The organism is Paraburkholderia phenoliruptrix, from assembly GCF_047325075.1.
GTDB lineage: Bacteria > Pseudomonadota > Gammaproteobacteria > Burkholderiales > Burkholderiaceae > Paraburkholderia > Paraburkholderia phenoliruptrix.
In genome coordinates, this window is the sequence record NZ_CP168531.1 from 2,736,579 (window position 1) to 2,762,122 (window position 25,544).

Below are 25,544 nucleotides of genomic sequence, written 5' to 3' on the forward strand. Positions count from 1 at the left end.
CCGAACATCCGACTTACTTTACGAGAGAATCGACCATAATCAAAGTCGCAGTTATCGGCGGTGGTCCCACCTGGAGTCGCGATGATGGAAGGCCTCCTCCATGCGCGTGACTTGGCGCACGCGAACGTGCCACTCAATGTGACCGTTTATGAGCATTCTGAACATCTTGGAGCGGGCTGAGCTTCGCGCCCGATCGCGCCGAGACTTTGACCAATACTTATACGGTCGACATGTCGGCGCGGCACTGGGACCCCGATCACATCGGCGGGTATAATACGAGTCCTTGTGCGTTTCGTCTCGCCATGAACTTTTTGTGGTTCCCTGCGTCACCCACATTGCCAGTATTCTCACTTCCGTCATCAACGGGCCGGTCGACCGCGAAAGCCAGCCCAATCACGAAAACGCCAGATAGTGTTTCGTAAAGCTGTCGCTTAACACTTCCCATAGCGTAGACGTTCCCTTTTCCACAAACCATGAATCGCCTGCACGGAACAGCGCGCGTTGTCCGGTCGACTCGTCCGTGATACGCACTTCTCCCTGCAGGATCGTTGCCTGTTCACTAAAAGGATAGACGAGGCGGTATGTGCCGTTCGACGTACCGAAATAGCCCGCGTTGATGGGATCGATGGGCGCGCCGTGCGTCGCGTCGCCATACGCCTGTACGTCTCCCCCTTCGAGAATCTCGGCTCCGAGCTTGCACAGGCTGCCCCACGGATGAAGATGCGCGATCGTCATGCTGCGATCGATGATGGTCAGACTCATGATAAAAACCCCGTGTCGAAAAAAGCATTGAACTCAACGGCGTCCATTCCAGCAGCCGGAGATCTGGTGAAGCGCCTTGCCAAGGCTAACGAGCAACGCGCGATAGCGGTCCTTGCCGCTGATTTCCGCGCGACTTATCGCGCTAATCAGTCGATACCGCTCCGAGCCGCCGAGGACACCCTCCGCAAGAATCTTGCAGATAATCTGGCTCGGCGTGACGCCGAAGCCGGAATAGCCCTGTACGAAGAAGACGTTGCCGTGTCCCGGCAAGGAGCCGATCTGTGGAAAAAGGTTGCGCGTTGTCGCCATAGGACCGCCCCACGCGAGATCGATACGGACGTCGTGCAGGTACGGAAATACCTCCAGCATCAAGCGCCGGTTCCATTGCTTGAGATCGGTGGGTACGCGTTCTATCAGCTGCGTCGACGAACCGAACATCAGCCGGTTATCCTTTGTCACCCGGTAGTAATTGATGATCGGCCGGATATCGCTATACGCACCGCGAATCGGGCTGATCTGCTCGATCAGTTCCTGGGTGAGCGGTTCCGTCACCGAGTTGAATGCGTACACGTTGATCGTGCTGCGATGCAACTCTGGCTCGATCCTGTTATTGAATCCGTCTACGGCCCACACCAGCTTGCGCGCGCTCACCGAGCCCTTTGCTGTTCTGACTCTGATCCGGTCGCCATAGGTCACCTCCAGCGCCGGGCTGTATTCGAAAATGCGGACGCCGTAGATTTCCGAAATCGCCTTGGCTTCGCCCAGCAACAGATTCAGCGAATGCACATGCCCACCGCCCATATGCAGCAGCGCGGCCTCGTAGACGCTAGAACCGACGATCTGCGTGACGTCGCGCCCTTCGATAAAACGTATTTCGTACGGAGAGCCAAGCGACTTGAATTCCTTCTCCCAGTTGCGCAGGGTCTTCGCCTGGCGCGCGTTATAGGCGAGATAGCCGTATCCGCTGCGGAAGTCCGCATCGATGTTGTATCTGGCGATGCGCTCACGCATGATCTGCGGTCCGAGATCGCTGAGCGAAAATATCGCCCGCAGGCCCTCTTCGCCGACATCGACCTTGATGGCGTCGAGGTCGTGTCCGATCCCGGCCATGACCTGTCCACCGTTGCGTCCCGTGCCGCCATATCCCAGGTAGCGCCCTTCGAGAACCACGGTGTCGGTCACACCCTGCTCCGCCAGCTCGAGCGCCGTGTGAATCCCGGAAAATCCGCCGCCGACGACCACCACGTCTGTTTCAATATCGCCGTCGAGCGACGGGAAACTCAAATCGTATTTCCTGGTTGCCGTGTAGTACGTCGGCGTTTCGTCCGTGTGCATTGCGCGTTCCGTCTGTTTCGAAAGCGTGCTGGCCCGCAACGACCCGCACAATCCTGATGGCAAACGATCTTAAGCAGACAGAACCCACGCCGTTATCACAAATCCGCAGCCGCTCGACCGAAACAAGAGCGCTCTGCTCGCGTTGTTATTTCCCGCGCGGGTCCGCCCTCTCAGAACATCACCCTGAGTCCCGCCATTAACGCGAGCTGGCGATTTGAATTGCTGTTCACGAGGTTCGGAATCTGCGCGTAATTGGCCGGGCCGCCCGTCGCCGGGTCGATACCTAGTCCGTGCCCGGAGGCCACCTGCCCGATGGCGACGCCGTACAGCGCCGTGCGCTTGGACAGCGCGTAGGAGGCGCCCAGGTTGACCTGATGCAAGCGTGTCGAACCGCCGCCTTCAACGTAAGCGCGGTTGAACATGTACGCAGCGCCAAGCGTCCATGCCGGCGTCAGGTTGTACGTGGTGTTCAATTCGGCGATATCGAAAGACACGTCTGCTCCGTCAGGACGTGCGCTGCTCGCGAAGTACGCGCTTTTTTCGAGCTTCGTGTGCGTATAGACGAGCGCGACCATCGCCGGGCCAAACGTGATCGATCCGCCGACACCTGCCTCCTTCATGGTGCGGGCATTCTGCAAATTGCAGTACATCGCCGCCGCGTTGCTGCAGGCAAAGTCGCCAATGTAGCCGGAGGTCCCGCCGAGCGCGGCATCGAGCGGATTGTTCAGAGCGAGATAACCGGCGCTCACCGACACCGGGCCATGGGTATAGGCCGCGGCAACTGCATAGCCGCGCCGTGCGCTGAAGTCGCCGGCCTGGCCGCCCAGACTGAACGTGCCGCCGAAAGTGACCCCGCTGAAGTCGGCGCTTGTGAACTTCACGGCACTGTTCATGTTGAACGCTTCGTTGAGGTTATCGACATCACCGAAGTGCGACCCGTAGAGCGTCGACCACGCGTTGCTCGACGCATAGACCCCGAGAAAATCGGAGTACGAATCGTATTGCCGGCCGAGGCTGAGGGTGCCGTACCGATCGTCTCGCAGACCGACCCACGCCTGGCGGCTGAAGAGCGCGCCGTTCTGCAGCATCGCGCCGTTGCCGGTCAGGAACTGGTTCTCGAGCGCGAACATCGCTTTAAGGCCTCCTCCCAGATCCTCGGTCCCCATGAGCCCCCACCTGGACGGCATCAGGTAACCGCCTCCCAACTGCACCGCGTGCCCGCCGCGCACGGCACCGCTCGCGTCCGTGACCTGCTGGTTGGTCGAGTAGAGAACCCCGGCATCCACCGATCCATACAGCGTCACGCTGCTTTGCGCGTGTGCGTGGTGAACCGCCGCGCTGAACAGCATGGCGCACACGGCGGCATGTCTCGCTTTTACTTTCACTTTCTACCTCCTGTGTTTATCAAGAATTCTGTTGTCCGAACGACTTCGATCTCGCGTGCGACGAACCGCGGGCAAAGCCCATCCCGCTGAGCGGCGCAGAGCGCCCTCATCTGGCGTACAAGCAGCGGGAATAGATCAGCCGCTACGCGGTGGATTAGAGCGGTGACCTAACCCGGTGACTTAAAGCGGTGACCTGAAGCGATGGATTACAGCCGCGAGTTGCCCAGTGCGTCGAACGCACGGGGATTGCGCCTCTTGAGCCGGCGGGCAGCGACGATTCCGGCGATCGCGAACACCGGCATCAACACGGTGAGCCCGTACGAGAGCCCGACGCTTGCGCCGGTCAGAACAGGGAAGTTGACGATGGCGAGCACGAGTACGCCGAGGAGCGCAATACCGGAGAGCACCGGAAACACGAACACGCGCAACGCGCCTTCCTCTCGCTTCGCCGTCCGCGTAAAGAACCGAAGCACGGCCGCGGACGACAGGACCATCAAGGCGATGATGCAAAGCGTCGCAAGATTGGTGAGCCACGAGAACAACGTGAGCACGGGATCCGACTTGCCGACGATGAACGCAATGACGACACAGGCGGCAATCACGGTCTGCAATACCGAGCCGACGTGTGGGCTGCTGTGCGTGGCATGCGTATGCCCGAGCGATGCCGGCAACAGCCCTTCGCGCCCGCTTGCATAGAAGTAACGCGCCGCCGAATTATGGAAGGCGAGAAGACCCGCGTAGACGCTCGTGATGAACAGCACGCTCATCGCGTCGGTCAACGCATGGCTCGCGTAGTGATCGGATAGCGAATAGAGAAACGTTGTCGGGTCGGCAAGTCCGTTCAGGGTCTTCACGATCTCGTCGGCGCCCGCGCCGAGCACCATGCACCACAGCGAGAACGCGTAGAAACCGCCGATCAGCAGCACCGAGATATAGGTTGCAAGTGGCACCGTGCGCCGCGGGTCTTTCGCCTCCTCGCTATAGATCGTGGTGGCTTCGAAGCCGACGAAACTGGCAAAGCAGAACAGAAATCCGACGGCAGGCGTGCCGCTCAGAAACACGTGCGGCGTGAACGACGCGAATGTGACGCCGTGCGCGCCGCCCGACTTTAGGATTGCCACGTCGAGAATCAGTACAACGATGTATTCGCCGAACACGAGCAGCGAAAGCAGCTTCGCCGACAGATCGATTTGCCGGTAGCCAAGCACCGCTATGCTGGCCAACGCGATAAGCGAACAGACCCACCACGGCACCGTGACGCCGAGGCGCGCGGACAGAAAGCCGGACGCCACTGCCCCAAACATTCCGTAGAGCCCGATCTGCATCGTGTTGTAGCCGAGCAGCGCGAGAAACGCCGCAGCACCGCCCGCGGTTCCGCCGAGCCCACGGGACGTGAAGGCGTAGAACCCGCCGGCGTTCGTGACGTAGCGCGACATCGCGGTATAGCCCGCGGCGAACATCAGCAGGATCAGCACGGTCGCAATGAGCAGTGCCGGCGTGCCGGCTCCGTTGCCGAGCATGATGCCAATCGGGAAGCCGCCCGCAATGGCGACGAGCGGGCCCGCGGCCGAAATGACGAAGAAAACGATGAAGCCGAGGCCGAGCGCGCCCTTACGTAGCTCGGTCGACGGTGTAGGGTCCATTGCGACACTCATTTGATTCGCTCCCGATGGAATTGCCTGTCTGCTGTCGTAGTGCACGGCACCGGAGCTCGTCGTGGGCGGCCCGACCGGACCGCACGGTAGCCCGCCGTGTGAATGGCAATGTATGAAGCCAAAAATCGGGGCCGGCAGCACAGATTGGCAAGACGTCGCACGCGTGGGGTTTACCTGTTTGCGTAAGCGCAGGCCGCACGACGACGTGGCACGAGCGAGCCGGCATTGATACACAGCCGGCCGTGCAGGAGAAATGGGAAGCGGCAGTGCATGGCGCCACGAGCGTCAACTTTTTCTCGGCGTCTGCGAGGGCAATTCGCCGAACAGGTCGCGATACTCCCGCGCGAAGTAGCTCAGATGCGTGAATCCCCAACGGGCGGCGGCATCGCCAATCAGCAATTCGCCCGCCGCTGTGGAGCGCAACAGCTGGCGAACTGCGTTCAGACGGATGGAGCGCAGGTATTCGACCGGCGTGACATTCGCGACGCGCTGAAAGCTCGTCTGAAGCGTGCGCCGGCTACAGCGCAAATGGCGGCACAAATCCAGCACCGTGAGAGGCTCTTCGGCCTGGTCCTGAATCAGACGTTCGCAACGCCGCACGATTTCACTGTAAGTGCTGTGCGTCAGGTCGCGTGTCTCATCGGTGGCGGCCTCGAGAAGACCGAGCATGAGGCTCACCACCTCGTCCTGGAAAAGCCGCGTGGCCGCCGGGTTCACGAAGCCAGCCGGATTGCGGGCCGCCGCCTCGAAATAGCGCGTCAGACCTTCGCGCAGGATGCCGACGCGTTCGCCGGGCACGGGCAACACGTGCTTCCTCAACTGACGCACGGCAGCGTCGCCGACCGTGATTCCGACGAGTTCCTCCATCGTTGCGGCCGCGAGGCTGACGACGGCGTAATGCATCGACTCCGGAGTGTAGAGGCGAAACTCTTCGCGCGTGCCGAGTGCCATGATGGCGTAGCCATCGACACGCTGCCCCTGGAAGGTGCCCTCCATGGGCGCGGTCAGCGGCACCGCGATAGACGAGAGGCCGTCCGGCGAGACGCCCGACTGCACGACCCGCCGGTTGGTCGCTTCCAGAAAAAACTGGAAGCCGGGGCTGTTCACCTGGAAGAGCGTGCCTTCGAAGCGACCGGGCGTGATCTGGCGGTAAACCTGCTCCCAACCGTTGACGGCATGCGACAGATCGTGGGCGTCGGCTAGGGCGGCAATCCGGAATTCCATGATCCTCTCCTGCGAAACACAAAGCATCGTGCCCGATCAAAATTCGGATTGCGACAAGGTCCTCGGAATTTTCGCACCGCCGATGCCACGCGCTTCAGTGCGCAATGCAGACCGATTTCGTTTCGGTGAAACCCTCGATTGCATGCCGGCCAAACTCGCGCCCGATGCCGGACTGCTTGTACCCGCCAAACGGCATGCCGGGATCGAGCGGCACATGGCAATTCACCCACACGGTACCCGCCTCGATCTGCGGAACGAGGCTCATCGCCGCGCGCAGGTCGTTGGTCCAGAGGCTCGCGGCGAGTCCGTACGGGCTGTCGTTCGCAAGACGCAAGGCCTCAGCCACATCGTCGAACGGTGCGAGCGCCAGCACGGGGCCGAACACTTCGTCGCGCACGATAGCCGCGTCGGGCGGAACATCGGCGATGATGGCGGGCCGCACATAATAGCCCGGCTCTTCGACCCGCGCGCCGCCTGCCGCAAATCGCAGCCCCTCGGCGCGGGCGCGCGCGAGGTGCTCTTCCACGCGTGCGCGGTGGTGCGCGGAAACCAGAGGGTTGATCTGCGCAGACGCGTCGAGGCCGGGGCCCATCGTCATGGCGCTCACGCTGTCGGCGAGTCCCTCGACGACCTTCGCATATTTGCTGCGATGCACGTAGATGCGCGACACGGCCGCACACACCTGCCCCTGGTTAAGGAGCCCGCCAGCCAGTGCACCTCGCACGGCCTGCTCGACGCCGATGTCCGCCAGCATCACCGCCGGATTCTTGCCGCCGAGTTCGAGCGAAAAGCGCGTCATGTTCTGCACGGCCGCTGTGCCGACCCGCTTGCCGGTGGGCGTCGAACCGGTAAACGAAATCTTGTTGATACCGGGATGCGCCGCCAGCGCCGCCCCGCATTCGGCGCCGCCTGTTACCACGTTGAATGCGCCCGCCGGGATGCCCGCGTCGATAGCAAGTTCGGCCAGCCGCAGCGCCGTGAGCGGGGTTTCTGGCGACGGCTTGATGACGACCGAGCATCCAGCCGCAAGCGCGGGAACCAGCTTCCAAACCGCGATCATCATTGGAAAATTCCACGGCACGATGCCGGCTACGACGCCAACCGGCTCATGCCGCGTGAAAGCGGTATAGCGGGCGCCGGGTGGAAACGGAATCGACACGTCCAGCGTCTCGCCAACGATCTTCGTCGCCGAACCCGCCATATAGCGGACATACTCCAGCGTCGCGCCCACGTCGATCGCACGAGCGACGTTGATCGACTTGCCCTGGTTGAGCGTCTCAAGTTGCGCGAGTTCCTCGGCGTGCGCCTCCAGCACATCTGCGAAACGAAGCAGGATGCGTTCGCGGTCCGCGGGCCGCAGACCTCGCCAGACGTGTGTGTCGAACGCGGTGCGGGCGCTTGCCACTGCCCGGTCCACATCGGTGGCGTCGGCATCCGGCACTGTCGTGAGGACATGCCCCGTCGCGGGATCGAAGACGTCCGACCGGCGCGGCGAATGCGCAACGCGAACCTCGCCCTCGATGAAAAGGCCCAACTCTCGTCTGACAAATGCCTGGACGGCGTCGCTGATGGCGACTTTAGCCTCGCTGTTCATATCGATGATCTCTCGACTCCCGGGGTGAAATGGCGTGCCCGCCGGACACTCTGTCTGCGAGGGTCCGCTGATCGGACACCGAATGCTGGTTCCCGACTCTAAAGAGACGCGGCAGCGCGCGTTAGCGCAAATCGGCAGACGCGCCGAAGTTGCGGGTAAACCTGCACGAGCCGCTCGCTGGCACCAGCACGTCAACAAGCTCAGAAGCTGTCTCATCGAACCGGCGATCACAACGCGGCCGCCATGTTCGACGCCGTCGGCGCGAGTGCGGACGGGAAGGCGTCCATCGCGCGCCGCCGTCAGCGGAACAGCACACCGATCAACTCAGTGCGACTCGAAACGCCAAGCTTGCGGAAGATGTGCAACAGATGGGTCTTGACTGTGGGTTGCCCGAGCGCGAGATGACGGGCAATCTGCTTGTTTGAAAGCCCGCTGCGTACGAGCCGCGCCACCTGTTCCTCACGATGGGTAAGACGCACGGCTCGCTCCGGCATGTCCGCGTCAGGCTTCGGCACGCGCAACGCAGGCTCGCGGCGCAGGGTGGGCGCCATGGCGACTTCGAGCAGCGGCGCAAGCGCATTCGCGCTCTCGACCTCCGCCGCGCGAAAAGGCGCGTCGGGCGCGAAGCGCAGCAGCGAAAATGCGCCGACGACATGACCGTCGATTCGCACAAGCAGTTCCATCACATCGACCACCTGGTGAGGCCGCAAAAACCGCTGCCAGTAGACCGACTTGTGCCGTTGCGTCTGCGGCAATTCACGCGCAAGCGTCAGCACCCTGCCTTGCTGACCGGCATAGCGCGCCGGATGAAGCGGATCGAGTGAGCAATAGCGCTGCAAGTAGGCGCGATGCATCACCTCAGTGAGGCCGAACAGTTGGAATCCTGACGGCTGGTGGTCGCAGCCGATCCGGTAGAACGCAATGGCCCCCGGCCGAATGAGTCCCACGAGCGCGGCGACGGCCGCCTCGAGCGCATGATCCTCGCGCGTTGGCTCTCGCGCGGCGCTGGATGGACGAATACCGGGGTGACACATCATAACGCCTCCTTGACGTACCGGTCGAAGCTTTGGCCGACCGATCGTAGTGGCAGACGCCTTCAGGCCGTGAGCCCTAATCGGCAAATCCCCGGCAGAGCCGTTCAGTCCGGATGCCGCGTGACGTTGAGCACCACCGCGTTTGCCCCGACCGGGAAATTGGACAGCGCGTCGAAACGGCTGCCCTCATAGCCGAAGATTTTGCCGTCGGTCTTCATCCGTTCGAGATCAATCATCAGGACACCCAATGTCGGCACAACCTTCTCGCGCCACACGAACAGATACAGCGCAGTGTCGATGCCGATCGTATGGCAACGGTCGACATCGCCGAGGCCTGCTTCCACACCGGACAGGCATTGCCATGCATAGAAGTGTTCGTTCAGATAGATATGCTCGTAGCGCTCAGTCGCGCTGTAGGTGTAAAGATTGCGCATGCCGATCAGTTCCGTCGACGGCCGATGGAGCGCCGTGCCATTGAAGTCGGTATCGGAGGCGATCCGGCCATGACAGATCTGCGCCTGCACACCGGTCAGTTCCATGCCTCGCTCGACCCGGGTGAATGCGTCGATCCGTGTTTCCTTTTCACTCGGCAGCGAACCTGTGACAAGCGTGCAAAGCTGCCTTTTCAAATCCAGCACATAGCTCGTACTCACTGCGACGGGTTTGCCGCTTTCGTCGACGGGCAGCCCGCTGGCGTCGATGTAATCGACAAAGTAGATCCCCGTGCGCACCGAGGTGACCCGACACGCATGGAATTGACGCGTCGGCGCCCCGCCATGGGTTATGTGCTCGACGTCAACCGTGTCTGCCGCGCCGAAACGCAGGGTGTGGACACCTCTGTCAGTCAACGTCAGCACGAATGTCCTGCCTTCGAGATCTGCCACGGGCGCAAGGATATGGCTGTTGGGCGCAAAGCCGTCGGCGAGCGCGCCGACCTGGATGAACGCGGGTTGAGACGTCATGGCGAACCTGGCTCCTGTGATGGACGATGGGGACTCACGCCGCTTGCAAAGAGCGGCCTACCTGTCTACTTTATCGACGCCGCGCCACGCTTGGCATCCACCAGAAGGATGACAACGGCGAGCGCAAACGGCACTGTCAGATCAGCTGCACCTGAGGCGCTGAACCTGACGGTTCCCTGCTGTGGACAGAATGCCGCCTAGGAGACTTTCAGCGATTGCGAGCGTCGCTAACAGCAAGACTCGCCTTGCGGCTCCCGCAACGCAGCAGCGAATTCGGTGAGCCGCTTTCTAAGCAAGGTGTGCGCGAACTTCTCATCGAGGGAATGGGGTCACACCAACGTTTCGAGTAGGCGCGGCCTGTCCACTGGCACACGGTGCACCACCAATGGGCAGATAACCGGAAAAGTGCATCCCCATGCGCCAGCGAAGCGTCGCCAGATGCTCAGTTCCCACTGACGACGTAGCAGAGCAAGCCGAAGTTCTCCACCGTCTGCTCGATACGCCGCTGCTGCCCGTAGCACCCGCAGGAACCAGTCCTCGAACGTTAGGCCGCGCGCATCGCCAAAACGCACGGTCACGTCTCCGAGGCCGCACCCGAGCCCCACTTTGTCGTCGACAGGCATGGGACGGTCTGCCAGGGCGTGTCCGGACCAGCGCAGACACGCATGCTCATCCTCGAAAGAAAACGGAGGCGCGTATCGCACCAGCATGGAGATAGCTCTCACGCTTCTGAGGCGGTGCAGGCGGACTATCACGTCAGTTATCACACATCTGCTCTGGGCGCTGCGCCGACGGCCACCGCGGAGCGGCGGTAGGGTTCCCATGTCAGCAGGCGCCAACCTTCCGCAAGCTCCGATGATAGACGTCGGCTGTCCCCAGGCTCGCAATATACGGCGGCCCTATCAGGCCCGGAGTCGGCCACAAACCGGTATTCACTCGTACGGTGATGCAATTCAAGTGTCGGCTTCAGTCAGAAACGGGTCATCGACCCGTCCGCGATCCGGCACGCTGTTAACGTGGGACTCATCGACTCGATGGCGGGCCAAGATCATTGGCGCCAAAGCGCCGCCGGCCTCGGGCGCCCCTATCCGGCGTCGCTTGCGCTACCGGCGCCCGCGCGGGCGGCCGTACTGTGTCGCGCGGCCGGGCGTGCGCGCGACGCGGTGCGAAGGTCAGCGTCATGCTGCCGACCGTCGAGATCGACGATAGCCGGTCTTGCCCAGTGACCCGAAGACGTCGCGCCGCTTGCGCAATTGGATCCACCGCATTGCGCACAGCGATACGGCGGGCCGACAAGGCTTGCGTTGAGTAAGTAGGGTGTCTCCTGCCCGCAAGTGCTGGCACCGCGTCTCGAGCTTCTGCCCGCGAGCGGGACAGCGCCCCTCACTTAACATCTGATAAGTCACGCTATGCTGACCCAAGGATGTGCACTGCCTGCAGTGCCTGAAAACCGCGTGATATCGTCCACGCTTGCCGGCCTCGATCAGTGACGCGCGTAAGACCTTGCCGGGTAGTGGCAGCATGCGCTTGAGACGCCTCAGATCGACGGCATCGCGCAGCCGCTCAACCCCGTCGTACGGTTCGATGTCAGCGCCCATCATCCGGACGAGCGCATGTCCCGGTAGTCCATTTGCACGTGCAAGCAGCCACAGGATCGAGCGATCGATTCGCCCGGGAGCAGCCACATGACATCGAATATGTAGCCGAGTGCTGGAGTTAGTCGTCGCTCATCGAGGCTGAGGATCGGAAAACGCGGCGTAGTGAGCAAGGGTTCGCTCCTACGCGTGAACAAGCACACGACCGGTTGCATGGCGCGACTGGACATAGCCGGAACCGACGGGGAGCCACAAAAGTCCCTTTGCTTGGCGTCTCGTAATCCAAAGCATAGCCGTGCGCTCCCGAAGCGCGCCATCCCACGTCCAGCCTCGTTTGGCCGTTACCGGCGGGCAAACGCCCTTGGCAGGTTTGTGCCGCGCCCCCCCGTGGCCGCCGAGTATGGCAAGGCGCGTCCGCCGCCCCGCGCGCTTCCGCTGCGCGTATCCGGGGACTTCGTGCGGATGGGACCACCACAGCGGGGTCAGCTCGCGCCCGGTGTCGTGGAGCAGCGCGCCGACAAGCGGGATACAACTCCGCGTTCATAAGGGCAAGTTTCCGATCGCAGAAGGTTTAACGTCGGCTTCAGAAAGCCTCCGTAACTCCCTCGAAGCAGTTTCCGTTCAACGGAAAAGACATCTTGCAGCACTCATATATCTCAAGTTGCCACGCAGTGAGCCACGACACCTCTTCGTCTGTGGTCACAACGCGCCTCTTCACGGGGCCGTCATCATGTGAGGCCCCGACTACGACTACTCCTAGAACGTGTGCTTGATGCCCACGCGCGCAAGTACCTGCGAACTGTTGGACGATATTCCAGCCGAGCCGGTAATATAAGCACTATCGAACAAAGAACCCGTACCGCCTGACGCATGCTGGTACACAGCCTGCGCGTAAAGGTCCGTCCGCTTCGAAAACAGATAATCAACCATCAGTCCACCTTGATGCCACTTTGGCTTCGAGCTTCCGCCGTTTGCATCGAAGCGGCCCTCTGTGAATGTGTACATGGCGAGGGCCGAGAGCGCGGGGGTGAATTGGTAGCGGCCATTGACTTCAAAGTTGTCAAATTTAAGCGAGCGTGTTCCTGCAGGCAGTGCGCCTAAATAGACGGAGCCGGTCGGATTGTCCACCGCTGTGTGGGTGTAGCTGACGCCGAAGGTTGCAGATTCCCAAGTGTAGGTGCCAGCGAGTCCCCAGATTCTCTGACGACCGGCTGTAAAGTTGGTATCGTCCGTGGATAACGCACCCGTCGCATTGCGACCGGGATTGTTCGCCTGGAGATACGCGGCAGCGACCGAGAAAGCACCGCCCGTATAGCTTGCGCCCACGCTATACGAGCGGTTGTTCGCAAAACCACCGGACTGGTTGCTCAATGCGTACGTGCCACCAAAACGGAATCCGCCGTAGCCCGGGCTGGCGTATTTGATTGCGTTGTTAATGCGGAACGAGTTATCGGTATTGTCGTTATCGTATGGATGGGAAAAAGGCCATCCGGCGTAGCCACCGTTCGCGGTGAGTGGTGCGAGGTAATCCACCACTGAGTCATACTGACGGCCAGCGGTAATTGAACCGAACCGGTCGGTCTGGACTCCGACATAAGCCTGGCGGCCGAACATGCGGCCGGCCTGGCCGAGCGAGCCCGAGTTGAGGTCAAAGCCATTTTCGAGAGCGAAAACGGCTTTGTAGCCACCACCCAGGTCCTCCGTACCCTTCACGCCCCAGCGGTCACCCGCAACCCAACCGCTCTGCATCTGCCAGGCCTTGTGGCCGCCTGAGTTGTTGGTGAACCCGATACCTTCATCGATAAGACCATACAGCGTGACACTACTCTGCGCGAACGCACTGGTGGTCGCGAGCAGGGAGAGCCCGATAATGGACAGCTTCGTCTTCATAACATCTCCAAACACTTTGTGGTTAATTGTTTAAAAAAAATCCTCATTTCCCGGGCCACCACAAGGAAATGGACAATAACATCAGTACTACGAATCGGTGGCAATAAGCGAAGACCGCACGAGTCACGTGCGACCAAATCTGTCGAAGGTAACGATAGCTCTGCTAGTCCTGCATCTTAGGCAAGAGCCCACTTCAGACATCGGTTCCTGCTCCCTGTGCGGCCCGTGTTCAGAATCCGCTCGGACCGGCCACCAGAAAGCGTGTCCTTATTTCGGCGATTGAGCAACGTCTCATTACTTCCGCGCTGGACCGCGCAATCGGTCGGCTTCCGATTGACCCATCCCTATCGACCCTCAGTGTTATCTGGCCGGGGAGCAGGATGAAGTAGTCAGTAGCGGAATACCGCGCCGCGCTTGTGCGGTTCCCGCGTTGAGAATCGCGCAAGCAAATCACCAATCATGTGGGCCGCCTCTCACGCATCGCTACCACCGCGGCAAGAACCACAGCGCCATATACGATGCTGCGTGCTGCAGGAGGCAGGATTGAGCCAGAAAGAAGCGTCGATAGTGCCGTCAGCATCAGCGCGCCTCCGAACATGCCCGCGTAGTGGCCGCGGCCGCCTGTCATTAACGTGCCGCCTACAACAACGACCGCAATCGAGGTAAGCAGATAGGGATCTCCCATGTCATTGAATGCCTGGCCGGTGAAGCCACTGAGCATTACGCCAACGAGCGCACTGCAAGCTCCGCTTAGCGCGTAGGTGGCGACCAGCACACCCTTCACGGGAACCCCCGAAAATTCAGCCGAAATCGGATTGCTACCAACGGCAAAAAGTCGTCGGCCGAAAACTGTGGAGTGAATGAGAAATACGGCCACTGCCACGAAACCTACAAGCGCGAACACGACCGGCGTGAATCCAAATAGCCGTCCGGTCATGAGCCATCTAAGTGCCGGAGGTGCGAAGCCAGTCGGTGCCCCATTGGTATAGACGAGCGCCGTGCCCTGAAGGATGCCGTTCATAGCCAGGGTCATGATGAGCGGCGTGATGCGCAGGAATGCAATGCCGACGCCATTCAGAGTGCCGATGACCGCGCCCATCAGCAACACAGTCGGAATAGCCCAGATAGCGGACGTATCGGAGCCGTTCGTGATACCTGTCAGCACTACGCCGGCGAGGGTAACGGTGAATGGGACCGAGAGGTCGAGTCCTCCGCTGAGTACAACGGCACCCTGCCCCAGCGCTAGCACCGCGAGGAACGACGCGAGGACGAGCATCGAGCTAAAGTACTCGCCCGCCGCTATGTCCTGATTGAAAGAGAGCGTGAGCGCGACAAGAACCAGAAGGCCTGCAAATGATGGCACGATAAGCCGTAGCGTCGGCGCGCTGTATCGCAAGCGTTCTTTCATGGACAACCGCGTCGACGCTGGTTGCGATCCGGTCGGAGCACGGAGCACGAGCCGCGGTCGATGGAGCACGCCGCGAATTTTCAGCCCTGCCAGGACGTTGCCAGCATTCGAGGAGCCCAAAACCGCGAAGATCAGGATTAGTCCTTCGACGATGGTGCTGTAGTAGGTCGAGACGTTCAGCACCAGGAGCATGTTCGCAATCAGGGTGACCGAGAAGGCGCCTGCAACTGTCCCAAGACAACCGCCGCGCCCTCCGCCCAACGGCGTGCCGCCGAGTACCACGGCAACGAAAATGGGCAGCAGCATGCCCGCACCGGCGAGCGGGTCACCACCGCCAGCCTGCGCCGAAAAGAACACGCCAGCTGCACCATAAAAGCAGCCTGAGATGACGTAGACCCGGAACTTGACCGCACGAGTCGGTACCGATTTCAGATGCGCTGACGTTTCGTCGCTGCCTACCGCATACATAGCCGTACCGAAGCGGCTCTGTTTAATTGCGAACCACACCGCGACGCCGCCCACGATGACAACCAGCGGCATTGGCAATACACCCACAAGCGCGTCTCCGGCCAGAAAGGCGGTGAAGTCCTGGGAAACCGAGCCGCCCGGTTGCTTCATAACCAGCAGCGTGACCCCTTGAGTGATGAACATGGTAGCCAGTGTGACGACAACGGGTTGAAGGCGGACGTATGCGATCAATAAGCCGTTGATGGCGCCCACGGCGCCTCCTGCAGCTATCGCAATGACAGCCCACAGCACGAGCGACGCCGTAGTGGTACCGGCATGCGTTACGAACAGGCAGTTGCTCAGTGAAAGCACTGCGCCAGTCGAAAGGTCGAGTCCGCCACTTATGATGACGATGGTTTCGCCAATCGCCGCGAGCGCCAGACTGGCGGTACTCGAAGCCGTCGAGCTCAGGTCGCTGTATCCGAACGGCTGCGCGAGGCTGACGCTCAGTGCAGCGAAGACGATGGCCAGAACCGCAAGCGCGACCAGCATTCCTCGATGGTGCGCCATTCGCAGCGGGCGTGGCCGGGGTTTGTGTGGCACTTTTGCAATAGCAGACATCAGGCGTGCTCCGTCTCTAGTTGGTGTCTGGAAGATGAAACACCTCCAAGCATCGCAGTAGTGATCTGATGCTCTGACGCAGTGCGCCCATCCATTTCCGCGACGACTCGCCCGGCATACATAACGAGTATTCGGTCGCACATATTGGCGACCTCGGGAATTTCGGTTGAATGCAGCAGTACTGCGCCGCCCGAAGAGAGATAGTCGTGCATGACCTGATAGATCTCGAACTTGGCGCCCACATCTACGCCGCGGGTCGGGTCGAAGAGAAGGAGCACGCGGCTTTCCGCAAGCAGCCACTTCGCAAGCACGAATTTCTGCTGATTGCCCCCGCTAAAGGACGAGGCAGGTTCAAAAAGGCCGCGCATGTTTCCACTCACTCGCTTGAGTGCCGCAGAGACCGCCGAATCTTCGGCTGCGCGGTTTATTCGACCCCATCGGGAAAACTGGGAAATCGTCGGCAGTGAGATGTTCGCGCGCCCCGAAAGATTGAGTGCAAGCCCTTCGGTCTTTCGCTCTTCGGGAACGAGGCTTAATCCGATCTGAGCATCAATGGCGTCCCGTGGCGTCCTGATGGTCACGCGCCTACCCTCCACAGTGACCTGCCCGGCGCTTTGCGGAGCGAGGCCAAACAGCGACTTGAACAGTTCCAGTTGCCCCATGCCCTGAAGCGCCACGACACCAAGGCACTCGCCCGGGCGAATGTCGAACGAGACGTCGTGCAGGCGACTTCCAGAACTGAGGTTCTGAACCTTCAGTCGCGGCCGCGCCGTTTTGTCAGGGAGAGGAAGCCGTGCAGGGAATGCTGAGCCCAGCGTACGACCCATGATGAGGCGAAACACTTCCTCGTCGGCGATTTCATCGGTCGCGTAAGTACCCACGCACTCACCGTTGCGCAGTATCGAAAGGCTCGTGCAGAACTCGCGGACTTCGGGCATCCGGTGAGTAATCAGGACGATAGTGATGCCGCTTCTCCGGCATTCTGCAATTCGGCGGCCAAGCCAGCCGACATCTTCACTTGTGAGCGCCGAAGACGGTTCGTCAAGCAGCAGCACCTTTGGGCCGCGGGAGATAGCGTAAGCAATTTCCAGTTTCTGCCGTACGCTGAGGTCAAGTTCGCGCACCACAGTGTTTGGGTCGATGTCGCCAAGTTCAAAGCGTTCGAGCACTTCGGTCGCTTTTCGGGCGCACTCCCTGCTCCGACGAAGGCCGAAGCGGGTGGGCTCATTGGGCATGAGCATGTTTTGCGCAACGCTCAGGTGGGGCACCTGCGACAGTTCCTGAAACGCTGTTGCAATGCCCGCGGCGTGCGCATCGTCTGGGCGCGATAGAGAAACCTCCGTGCCCAGTACCTTGATAACGCCAGCATTTGGCATTGTGATGCCGCTTATAACTTTAATGAGGGTAGACTTTCCTGCACCGTTCTCTCCGAGAATCGCGTGCACTGCGCCTCGTTCAACCTGGAGGCTCACAGCTTTCAGTGCCACGGTCGCGCCAAATCTTTTTGTCACACCGTCAATGGATATTGCGCAAGCATTCTTCATCTATGACTCCGTCCGGCTGGCATTGGGGGTGCCCAGCGGTCTTCGCTGGGCACCTTCCACGACTTACTTCGGCTCCGGCTCGCGCTTAAGCGCAGCCGCGAGACCGATTTCCGGTGTGTCCGGACTGTAGATGTTCGCGAACCAGCCTGGCGGTACCAGCGACGGGTCAAACGTGTTGCAACCGCCTTTCATCTCAGCCCAGGAGCCTGTCTTACATAGCTTTACTGTTTCCGGCGTAACGACCGCAAGTGGCATGACGGTCGCCTTTGGCACCGTCTCGCCGGCAAGCACTTTCAACGCCAGCTTCAGCGCAAGTGCCCCAGCGGCGGGATGGCTTTCGATTGAGATACCGGGCGCGCCAGCGGGAGCGTAGTCGTCCTTACCGGTTGTCTGTGTACCGGTCTTAAGCATCGCGACCCGCATGCCATTGGTGCCTTCCGATCCGCACGGTACGAGCTTGTCAGCGGGGATGCCCGATTCCCGCTCCATTGACCATGAAACGTAGCAGGCGGCGCCGCCCCAGACGCCGTTGACGTCAGTCCATTTGCGGGTCGACATCGTTTCGGTCAGCGCCTTGCGAGCGACCGCCGCTGACCACATGCCGTTCGGCTCGCCGACAATCCTGATGCCAGGGTATTTCTTGAAAACGTCGTGTGCGGCGTCGTTGCGTTCGGTGTCCACGGTGGTCCCAGGGACCCCCGTGATGAAGACGAGGTTGCCCTTGTGATTCATCTTGCTCGCGACCCACTCGGCGCTGTCCGTCGCCAGTTTCTTTTGGTCGGTGAACACGTTGTAGGCACACGGCTCAGTGACCTTGGAGTCGTAAGCAAACACCACCACGTGTTTGGCGCAGGCATTTTTGATTGCCGGGTTCAACGCGGTCGGCGAAATCGGGTAGACGATGATTGCATTTGCTCCCGCCTGGACCATTGCGTTAATTTGCTGAATCTGTCGCTGCACGTCAGTACCAGAACTCTGGGTCTTCAGGTCGACCTTGTCGCTGTGCGCCTTGGCCATGGCTTCGACCATGTTCTGCGCCTCGGTCTGCCAATCGTTGCCGGAGTAGCTCATGCTGAGAAACACCTTGTATTTGTCGGCAGCCTCTGCAACCTGGGAAACTGAAACGGTCGCTGCCAGCGCGGTGGCAGCGACGTGGGCAACAGCCAGTCGGGAAAATTGCATGTGTGTCTCCAAACTTTTTACTTTGAATTCGCAACGCCGAAGCAATCGCTCATGTCCGCCTCTTCCCGAATCGCCGGGAGAGTTGCACGAATAGTAGATAGCGGAGAACTGCTCGACGAGGTCTCCGCGGGACAAGAAAATGTGCGGAAAGGACAAGAGCGTCGGCGAGACGCTGAAAGCCTTGCGGCGCGGGGCTTTCAGCCCGGTCAGTGATTTCCCTGGCCGTAATAGAAGACACGCCCATCGACCGCTGGTCTGTCGCATGGGCTGTAAATGCGTTCAGTCAGCGAATGATTTAAAGACTAACTGAACTTGACGAGGAATGCGGCTCATCGTAATCAAGCGATGGTACCCAGGTCTTTTTAATTAACTCAGCGTCGGGCAGAAGAGACCCGGGCTGCTATCGAACAGACGTTGCGCCTCGTCGCGAGTAATGGAGAATGGACTGGCGGAGAGGCTTTCGCGCCGACGCCAAATTTGACCATCGTGCCGGCCAGAGCCGTTCAACGAACCGTAACCCGGTCTCGTCCGTTGCTAGGTAGTTTTGAGCTCTCTCTTGCCGCTGCAGGGCAGCTAATCGGACTAGCAGCAGAGGAGCACCTTCGCACCTGCATCGGGCGTGGGGTCCGCGCCGGGGATGCTGTGGTCAACGAATCATGCGATCCGCCACAATTCGTACGGGTGACTAAAGGGAGTGATGTTTCAACGAACACCGGCTCCTGGCCGGTGTCGTCCTTCGATAGCCCGTATCAGGCACATCGACAGCGATGCTCGATATTCCAGAGCGGTCGTGTTACCTGTTCCAGGGATTGGGTGCTGGCACTTCGCACGGACCTGCAACTTCCACGCTTTTGAAGTCCGCGGGGCCGACCACCTCGAGATATTCCATGTCTTTCGAGTAATCGAAGAGGTAATGGCGAATCCCTGGATTTTGATGGACACAGTCGCCCGCACGAACCAGAGTCTCCTTGTCCTCGTACATAAAGCGAGCCCAACCCTTCAGCATGTAGACGATATGGAATTCGGCTTCGTGCACATGCCAGCCTGTCCCGTCCTCGGGCGCATTCTTCGCACGAACCAGTTGTGCAATGACTCGGCCATTCGTCGCGCTGGCTATCCCAAGGTCACGATATTCGAAGAAATCGCGCAGACCTTCACCACGGAATTGCGTATCAGTGGGTTGGTTGTGCGAAAAACTGGTGGCATCTCGCGTTTCCACGTTTTATCTCCTTTTGCATGAAATCTGCATCTGTGGCTCCATCGACTGCAATCTGACAAGGGGTGCACGGACACCTTTAGAGCAACCTTGTAAACACGCCCAAAGCGTGCAGACCGTCTCAGATGGAATTGTCCGCACCGACTAAAGCGTCATGCCTCCGGAAGCCTCGATAACGGCACCGTTGATATAGCTCGCCTCGTCACTAGCAAGAAACGCGTAGATGTTGGCAATTTCCTCCGGCTTACCTAATCGACGCAACGAAACCTGGACGCACATTTTCTCGAGCACTTCGTTGGGCACCGTTTCAAGAATCGGCGTGTCGATAAAGCCCGGAGCTACCGCGTTCACGCGGATGCCCTTCGGTCCCAGTTCGCGACTCCAGGTTTTTGTGAATCCAATAACGCCGAACTTGGCCGCAGCGTAGTTGGTCTGTCCGAAATTGCCATAGATACCCACGACAGAACTTGCATTGAGGATCACACCCGCATTTTGTTCGATCATGGATTCGACTACGGCTTGCGTTGCATTGAAGACGCCCCTAAGGTTCACATCAATAACCTGGTCGAACTGCTCCGGCGTCATCTTCTGAAGCCGAGCATCCCGTGTGATACCAGCGTTATTCACAAGGACGTCGATCTGTCCAAATCGGGCTCGCACTGACGCAGCCATGTCCTGGATAGCTTCACGGTTGGCAACGTTGACGGCAAAGCCTACAGCCGTGGCACCGGCCGCCCGACAGGCGTCGACGACCGAGCTTACGGCTTCCGCGTTCAGGTCGCACAGAGCAAGGGTGGCCCCCTCCTGAGCGAATTTGAGTGCCGTCGCAGCGCCGATTCCCTGGCCAGCGCCCGTGACTATAGCGACCTTACCGTTCAATTTCATCGAAAGTATCTCCTCATAAAAAATTCAGCTGAACGTTCTGTACAACTTATCAAAATAGGCTTTCTAATGCCGTCACATGCAACGGAATCAGGGCTTACTTCCGTCGATATGCCTTGGGACGCACACCCGGCCTATGCCGACCCAGGCACCATTTCTAGTTGTAGCACGCTGCCCAAGCAGCAAGCCCTATGATAGTTTTATGAGCGCTCTCGCGTAAGGTCAATTTCGGCCCGACATCGCGTCTTTTTAGGACACCGATTTAGACGAGTAGCGCTCTATTGATTAATCAACTTTCATTGCGCGGATGACTGCAATCGGCGTGCGTCGGTCAGTTGGCGGCGCTTAGAGATATTCGACATTGCCATCGACGCTGATGGCCTGCCCGGAAATGTTCCGACCCGCTGGTGACGCAAGGAAGAGTGTCATAGCTGCGATGTCGTCGACCGTAACCATGCGACGGAGGGAAATTTTCGCGAGGTATTGACCTTTCATCTCATCGAAGGACACGCCGGTAGCTTCTGCTCTCGCTGCAATTACGCGGTGCATACGTTCACCTTCCACTACGCCGGGCAGAATGGCATTGACGCGGATGTTGCTGGGACCCAGTTCAATCGCCAAGGATTTCACCAATCCTACAATGGCCCATTTCGTCGAAGCATAGGGCGTCCGAAATGCATAGCCGAGCCGGCCAGCAACCGAGGACATTGCGATAATAGAAGGAGAAGCAGATGTGGCTTTAAGCAGCGGGACAGCCTTGCGCAGGAAATAGTATTGGCTGTTGAGATTGGTTGACACCGTCCGTTCCCAGTCATCAGGCTCGATTGCGTCTATGCCGCCTGTTGGGCCAGCAATTCCAGCGTTATTGATCAGGATATCCACCCCACCGAGCTTTGCGTGAACATCGTCCATGATGGCCTCGACCTGCGCGCCATTGCTGACGTCCGCGATGCCCGTGTGAATCGTGGGATGGCGTTGTCTGGTCCTTTCGATTGCAAAAGGATCAACATCACAGACATAAACGGTTGCGTCAGCTTGACTGAACGCGTCCGCTATAGCTGCGCCGATTCCGGCGGCGCCACCCGAGACGAGAACTCGCAGTCCGGATTGCGGTCTTAACAGTTCAAGGATATTCATTTGTTGCTCCCGCAAAGAATCAGTTTCCAACGCCCAAACACGTCGACCTGCTGCCTTACCAGTGAACCATGGGTAAGCCCGCGACAGGAGACCTGAAGTAAGGAATTGAGCTATGTTTGAGGCTGCCCAAATACACTGTCTTGAGGTCCGGGCCGCCAAAGGTGACGCTCGTTATCCAGGGTGCAATGGTCCCACCCGTTTGCTCGATGACGCTCATCGGGACGATCTCACCAGTCGCGAAAGCCGCCTCGAAACGCTCAGTCGCGTGCTTGTTGCCATCGTCCATAATGGTATGAACGTCACCTGTAGGCAGAATTGCGACAAGACGGTCTGCGAAAATCATTGCGCACCACAGGTTCCCGTATGCGTCGAAAGCAATCCCGTCGATGAGGCCCGACCCCAGTTGACTCGGTCCATATGTCTCCCTCGGACCCAGTTCGCCGTTATCGAGCACACGAAAGCGACTGACTCGCTTCGCCGTCGTCTCGGCCACGTACAAGAACTCTTCTTGTGCGTCGAATCTGATTTCGTTGGTGAACGCCAGTCCGTCCGCGACAATGCGGGCGCCCTGCTCATCAATGAGGACGATATAGCCGTCTGCGAGATTCGCGCGAATCGCATTGGGCCAAGGGTTAACACGCGTTGATACGGTTATCCAAAGGCGGTTCTTGCTGTCTCGCAGAGCAAAGTTGACCTTGCCCATCGGCTTGCCATCAATCTGATCGAGCAGAATGCGCAACTCTCCCGCGCGGCTGAGTAGTTCGACGCGGTCCGTCCCGATATTGGCTATGACCACATTGCCTTCGGCATCCAGGGCCAAGCCGTTCGGAAGCGACGCGCTCGTTAGACCATCACTTCCAGATACGGCGTCTGCGCCCGCGGGCAGGATGAGCCGCTGTTCGCCAGATGTATCGATTTGCATCACGCCGCCGCGGGCATCTGCCGCCAGCAGCGAACCATCACGCTGTGCAAGTATGCATTCCGGCCGTTGCAGATTTTCCCCTATCGTCCGAATTGCGGCGGCGTCGACCGTAAAGCCCTTGATTGGATTCATTTGTCCCCTCCGTATATATCTGCTCTCGCCGCAATGAGGCATCAGCTTCTCGATGCTTCAAGCGCACCAGGAATGGGACGCTCCGCGGCACGAATAGCCTTGGCCAGCAGCGGAATCAGCAGCAGACCTAGCACCGAGGCACCCACAATAAACTTGAAACCAGAATCGCTTCTACCGGTGAGCGTCTCAGCGAGGCCGAAAAGGTATGGTCCGACGAACCCACCTAAAAGACCGATGGTGTTGATGAAAGCGAGGCCGGCCGCCGCTTGTACTCCCTGTAGCCGCTTCATTGCAACGGCCCAATACGATGGCAAAATGCCGCCTGCGAAGAAGCCTGTCACGGCGAGAAGCGCGATCTGAGTTGTCTGATTCCTGCTGGCCATGAACGCGCAAGCGCTAATGACTACCCCTCCAGTCAAAACGCCAAGAAGCCCACAATCATTTCTCACACGACGGTGGATACGCGGCAGTGTCAGGACGCCGAGTAGAAATCCGACGCCCACACTGCTAGACAGTACGCCGACGAGGAGCGGCGACTTCACGTGCATCTGGGCGACGATTGACGGCGTAAAGAAGTAAAGTCCGACGAACGCGACCTGATTCAGGAAGTAAATGAGCGCTATGAGGACCGTTGTTGGACGCTTGAGCGCGGCAAGCCAGTCCGACGTGGTCAGTTCAGCGTGGCCATGCGTGTCGGCTACTGCTTGAGTTTCGAGCGCCTGCGCCTCCTCTGCGGACAGCCACTTTACTTCAGACGGACGATTCGGAAGCTTGAGGAACAGCACCATGCCTAGCGCGATGGTAGGTAACCCTTCAAGCAGAAACATCCACTGCCAGCCCTTTAGACCACCGACGCCGCCAAGCTGCATCAAACCTGCCCCCAATGGATTTCCGACGATGAGCGCAATGGACGGAGCGGTATAAATCCAGCCGACAGCCACCGCCCTGTCCTTGGGAGCAAACCAGAGCGTAACCAGATACATGAGCGCCGGGAAAAGACCGGCTTCGGCAATACCCAAGAGCACACGAAGAGTATAGAACGACCACTCGCCCTGCACGAACATCATTGCAGTCGATAAGCCGCCCCACGTCACGGCAATCCGCGCTATCCATGAGCGAGGCCCCACGCGGTGAGCTGCGAGATTGCTGGGGACCTCGAGCAAGGCGTAACCAAGGAAAAAGATGCCCGCACCCAGCCCATAAGCAGATGCGCTGATACCCAGGTCGGTTGCCAGTGCCGTTTTAGCCAACGCCACGTTCGTACGGTCAATGAACGACAGGAAGTAGATTGCACACATCAAAGGAAGGAGCCGTAACATTGCCTTGTGGGTTGCCAGGCGATGTATATCTCCCCCGCCACGCTCAACAGTTGCGGTATTCATGGTGTCTCCCGAACATAATCTGTTCACGTTTTGTTTTGCGTAAGGAAATGAACGCGTAGTGCCACAGCAGGAAGTCCGACTTGTGCAAAGTTGAAGCCGCAACCGGTCAGATTGAGACGTTGTCCATCCCTTTAAGACCGAGGATTTGCCGAGCTTCGGCCGGGGTCGCAATCGAGAAAGAGAGCTCTTCCAGGATTCGGCGAATTTTGCGGACCTGCTCAGCGTTTGTTTTCGCTTTGACTCCACGCGACAGATAGACGCTATCTTCGAGTCCGACCCGCACGTTTCCGCCCAGAATGGCGCCCATCGTCACCAACGACATCTGGTGACGGCCTGCTCCAAGTACGGAAAACTGATAATTCTCACGTCCGAACAGACGGTCCGCAGTCGAGCGCATCACTGAAAGGTTTTCCGGGTCGGGGCCAATCCCCCCAAGAATCCCAAGCACTGACTGGATAAAAAAAGGTGGCTTGATGAGTCCTGTGTCGACGAAGTAAGCCAGGCTGTACAGGTGACCGACGTCATAACACTCGAACTCGAAACGGGTACCGTAATCGCGGAACTCCGTCAGGATGTTTTTGATGTCGCGGAAGGTGTTCCTGAAAATCAGGTCCTCCATATCTTCGACATACTTCTTTTCCCAGTCAAATCGCCACGATGACATCTTCGCTGCGATGGGATGAAGGGAAAAATTCATCGAACCCATGTTCAATGAACACATTTCGGGCTTCACAACACGCGCATACGCGAGGCGTTCATCAAGGGTCATCCGCGTGCTGCCACCGGTCGAGATATTGATAACTGCGTCGGTTTCCGCGGCAATAGCCGGCACGAATTGCTGGAAGACCTCAGGCGCCGGCGTGGGACGCCCATCTTCCGGATTACGGGCGTGAAGGTGGAGGATTGCTGCGCCTGCTTCTACAGCCTCAAGCGCTTGAGCCTTTATGTCTTGCGGTGTCAGCGGCAGATATTCAGACATCGATGGCACATGGGCTGAACCAGTGACAGCGCACGTGATGATAACTTTGTCAGAGGAGTTGCTCATTTAAATATCATTCCTGATGGGACTGCACGCACGGCGCCGGGAGAGGCAAACGTACAAAATCGGCCGCTGTCTTGCCGATACCAATTGGCGAGCAGTGATGACCTGGAGGTCCTGGACTTGGGATTCAAGCGTTACGCAAGAGCGACGACGCCAATGAGGGAAGCGAGGGAATCATTCGATGAAGGGTCTG

General features: G+C 59.4%; 18 protein-coding genes. All 18 read right to left on the reverse strand.

The window, feature by feature from the left end; translation table 11 throughout:
* Positions 1-393 precede the first annotated feature (393 nt).
* Positions 394-762 (reverse strand): cupin domain-containing protein, encoded by a 369-nt coding sequence (locus tag ACEN8U_RS24355; RefSeq protein ID WP_310110709.1) that lies wholly within the window; start codon positions 760-762, stop codon positions 394-396.
* Positions 763-795: 33 nt separating this feature from the next.
* Entirely contained in the window at positions 796-2,097 is a 1,302-nt protein-coding gene (locus ACEN8U_RS24360; protein WP_310110707.1) for an FAD-binding oxidoreductase, read from the reverse strand.
* Between the two features lie 170 nt (positions 2,098-2,267).
* Complete coding sequence (locus ACEN8U_RS24365; protein ID WP_310110724.1) at positions 2,268-3,446, reverse strand: porin; 1,179 nt, start codon at positions 3,444-3,446, stop codon at positions 2,268-2,270.
* 242 nt (positions 3,447-3,688) lie between these two features.
* On the reverse strand, positions 3,689-5,137 hold the full coding sequence (locus ACEN8U_RS24370) for an APC family permease (RefSeq protein WP_310110705.1): 1,449 nt from the start codon (positions 5,135-5,137) through the stop codon (positions 3,689-3,691).
* A gap of 285 nt (positions 5,138-5,422) precedes the next feature.
* A complete protein-coding gene (locus tag ACEN8U_RS24375) occupies positions 5,423-6,361 on the reverse strand; it encodes a helix-turn-helix domain-containing protein (RefSeq protein WP_310110703.1) in 939 nt (312 codons plus the stop codon).
* Between the two features lie 94 nt (positions 6,362-6,455).
* Positions 6,456-7,955, reverse strand: a complete 1,500-nt coding sequence (locus ACEN8U_RS24380; RefSeq protein ID WP_310110701.1) for an aldehyde dehydrogenase family protein — start codon at positions 7,953-7,955, stop codon at positions 6,456-6,458.
* Between the two features lie 299 nt (positions 7,956-8,254).
* The gene (locus ACEN8U_RS24385) at positions 8,255-8,992 is read right to left on the reverse strand and encodes a helix-turn-helix transcriptional regulator (protein WP_310110700.1); all 738 of its coding nucleotides are present in this window, start codon (positions 8,990-8,992) and stop codon (positions 8,255-8,257) included.
* A 101-nt stretch (positions 8,993-9,093) separates the two neighbouring features.
* Positions 9,094-9,951 (reverse strand): MoaF C-terminal domain-containing protein, encoded by an 858-nt coding sequence (locus ACEN8U_RS24390; protein ID WP_310110698.1) that lies wholly within the window; start codon positions 9,949-9,951, stop codon positions 9,094-9,096.
* A gap of 2,351 nt (positions 9,952-12,302) precedes the next feature.
* On the reverse strand, positions 12,303-13,436 hold the full coding sequence (locus ACEN8U_RS24395) for a porin (RefSeq protein WP_310110696.1): 1,134 nt from the start codon (positions 13,434-13,436) through the stop codon (positions 12,303-12,305).
* Between the two features lie 457 nt (positions 13,437-13,893).
* Positions 13,894-15,912 (reverse strand): ABC transporter permease, encoded by a 2,019-nt coding sequence (locus ACEN8U_RS24400; protein ID WP_310110694.1) that lies wholly within the window; start codon positions 15,910-15,912, stop codon positions 13,894-13,896.
* Positions 15,912-17,456, reverse strand: a complete 1,545-nt coding sequence (locus ACEN8U_RS24405) for a sugar ABC transporter ATP-binding protein (RefSeq protein ID WP_310110691.1) — start codon at positions 17,454-17,456, stop codon at positions 15,912-15,914. Before ACEN8U_RS24405 ends, ACEN8U_RS24400 begins: the two co-directional genes overlap by 1 nt.
* Before the next feature lie 63 nt (positions 17,457-17,519).
* A complete protein-coding gene (locus ACEN8U_RS24410; protein ID WP_013587710.1) occupies positions 17,520-18,638 on the reverse strand; it encodes a sugar ABC transporter substrate-binding protein in 1,119 nt (372 codons plus the stop codon).
* 793 nt (positions 18,639-19,431) lie between these two features.
* Positions 19,432-19,857, reverse strand: coding sequence for a cupin domain-containing protein (locus ACEN8U_RS24415; protein ID WP_310110688.1), 426 nt, complete (start codon positions 19,855-19,857; stop codon positions 19,432-19,434).
* Positions 19,858-19,998: 141 nt separating this feature from the next.
* Positions 19,999-20,739, reverse strand: a complete 741-nt coding sequence (gene fabG / locus ACEN8U_RS24420; protein WP_310110686.1) for a 3-oxoacyl-ACP reductase FabG — start codon at positions 20,737-20,739, stop codon at positions 19,999-20,001.
* Positions 20,740-21,081: 342 nt separating this feature from the next.
* Positions 21,082-21,873 (reverse strand): SDR family oxidoreductase, encoded by a 792-nt coding sequence (locus ACEN8U_RS24425; protein ID WP_310110683.1) that lies wholly within the window; start codon positions 21,871-21,873, stop codon positions 21,082-21,084.
* Positions 21,874-21,928: 55 nt separating this feature from the next.
* Positions 21,929-22,927, reverse strand: coding sequence for an SMP-30/gluconolactonase/LRE family protein (locus tag ACEN8U_RS24430; protein WP_310110681.1), 999 nt, complete (start codon positions 22,925-22,927; stop codon positions 21,929-21,931).
* A 41-nt stretch (positions 22,928-22,968) separates the two neighbouring features.
* Positions 22,969-24,309 (reverse strand): MFS transporter, encoded by a 1,341-nt coding sequence (locus ACEN8U_RS24435; protein WP_013587705.1) that lies wholly within the window; start codon positions 24,307-24,309, stop codon positions 22,969-22,971.
* 106 nt (positions 24,310-24,415) lie between these two features.
* A complete protein-coding gene (locus ACEN8U_RS24440) occupies positions 24,416-25,354 on the reverse strand; it encodes a 3-keto-5-aminohexanoate cleavage protein (protein ID WP_310110679.1) in 939 nt (312 codons plus the stop codon).
* Positions 25,355-25,544: the final 190 nt, after the last annotated feature.

Bases quoted from the DNA above. Each gene is read 5' to 3' on its own strand.
- ACEN8U_RS24355 (WP_310110709.1), bottom strand. From the start codon at position 762: ATGAGTCTGACCATCATCGATCGCAGCATGACGATCGCGCATCTTCAT.
- ACEN8U_RS24360 (WP_310110707.1), bottom strand. From the start codon at position 2,097: ATGCACACGGACGAAACGCCGACGTACTACACGGCAACCAGGAAATAC.
- ACEN8U_RS24365 (WP_310110724.1), bottom strand. From the start codon at position 3,446: ATGCTGTTCAGCGCGGCGGTTCACCACGCACACGCGCAAAGCAGCGTG.
- ACEN8U_RS24370 (WP_310110705.1), bottom strand. From the start codon at position 5,137: ATGAGTGTCGCAATGGACCCTACACCGTCGACCGAGCTACGTAAGGGC.
- ACEN8U_RS24375 (WP_310110703.1), bottom strand. From the start codon at position 6,361: ATGGAATTCCGGATTGCCGCCCTAGCCGACGCCCACGATCTGTCGCAT.
- ACEN8U_RS24380 (WP_310110701.1), bottom strand. From the start codon at position 7,955: ATGAACAGCGAGGCTAAAGTCGCCATCAGCGACGCCGTCCAGGCATTT.
- ACEN8U_RS24385 (WP_310110700.1), bottom strand. From the start codon at position 8,992: ATGATGTGTCACCCCGGTATTCGTCCATCCAGCGCCGCGCGAGAGCCA.
- ACEN8U_RS24390 (WP_310110698.1), bottom strand. From the start codon at position 9,951: ATGACGTCTCAACCCGCGTTCATCCAGGTCGGCGCGCTCGCCGACGGC.
- ACEN8U_RS24395 (WP_310110696.1), bottom strand. From the start codon at position 13,436: ATGAAGACGAAGCTGTCCATTATCGGGCTCTCCCTGCTCGCGACCACC.
- ACEN8U_RS24400 (WP_310110694.1), bottom strand. From the start codon at position 15,912: ATGTCTGCTATTGCAAAAGTGCCACACAAACCCCGGCCACGCCCGCTG.
- ACEN8U_RS24405 (WP_310110691.1), bottom strand. From the start codon at position 17,456: ATGAAGAATGCTTGCGCAATATCCATTGACGGTGTGACAAAAAGATTT.
- ACEN8U_RS24410 (WP_013587710.1), bottom strand. From the start codon at position 18,638: ATGCAATTTTCCCGACTGGCTGTTGCCCACGTCGCTGCCACCGCGCTG.
- fabG (WP_310110686.1), bottom strand. From the start codon at position 20,739: ATGAAATTGAACGGTAAGGTCGCTATAGTCACGGGCGCTGGCCAGGGA.
- ACEN8U_RS24425 (WP_310110683.1), bottom strand. From the start codon at position 21,873: ATGAATATCCTTGAACTGTTAAGACCGCAATCCGGACTGCGAGTTCTC.
- ACEN8U_RS24430 (WP_310110681.1), bottom strand. From the start codon at position 22,927: ATGAATCCAATCAAGGGCTTTACGGTCGACGCCGCCGCAATTCGGACG.
- ACEN8U_RS24435 (WP_013587705.1), bottom strand. From the start codon at position 24,309: ATGAATACCGCAACTGTTGAGCGTGGCGGGGGAGATATACATCGCCTG.
- ACEN8U_RS24440 (WP_310110679.1), bottom strand. From the start codon at position 25,354: ATGAGCAACTCCTCTGACAAAGTTATCATCACGTGCGCTGTCACTGGT.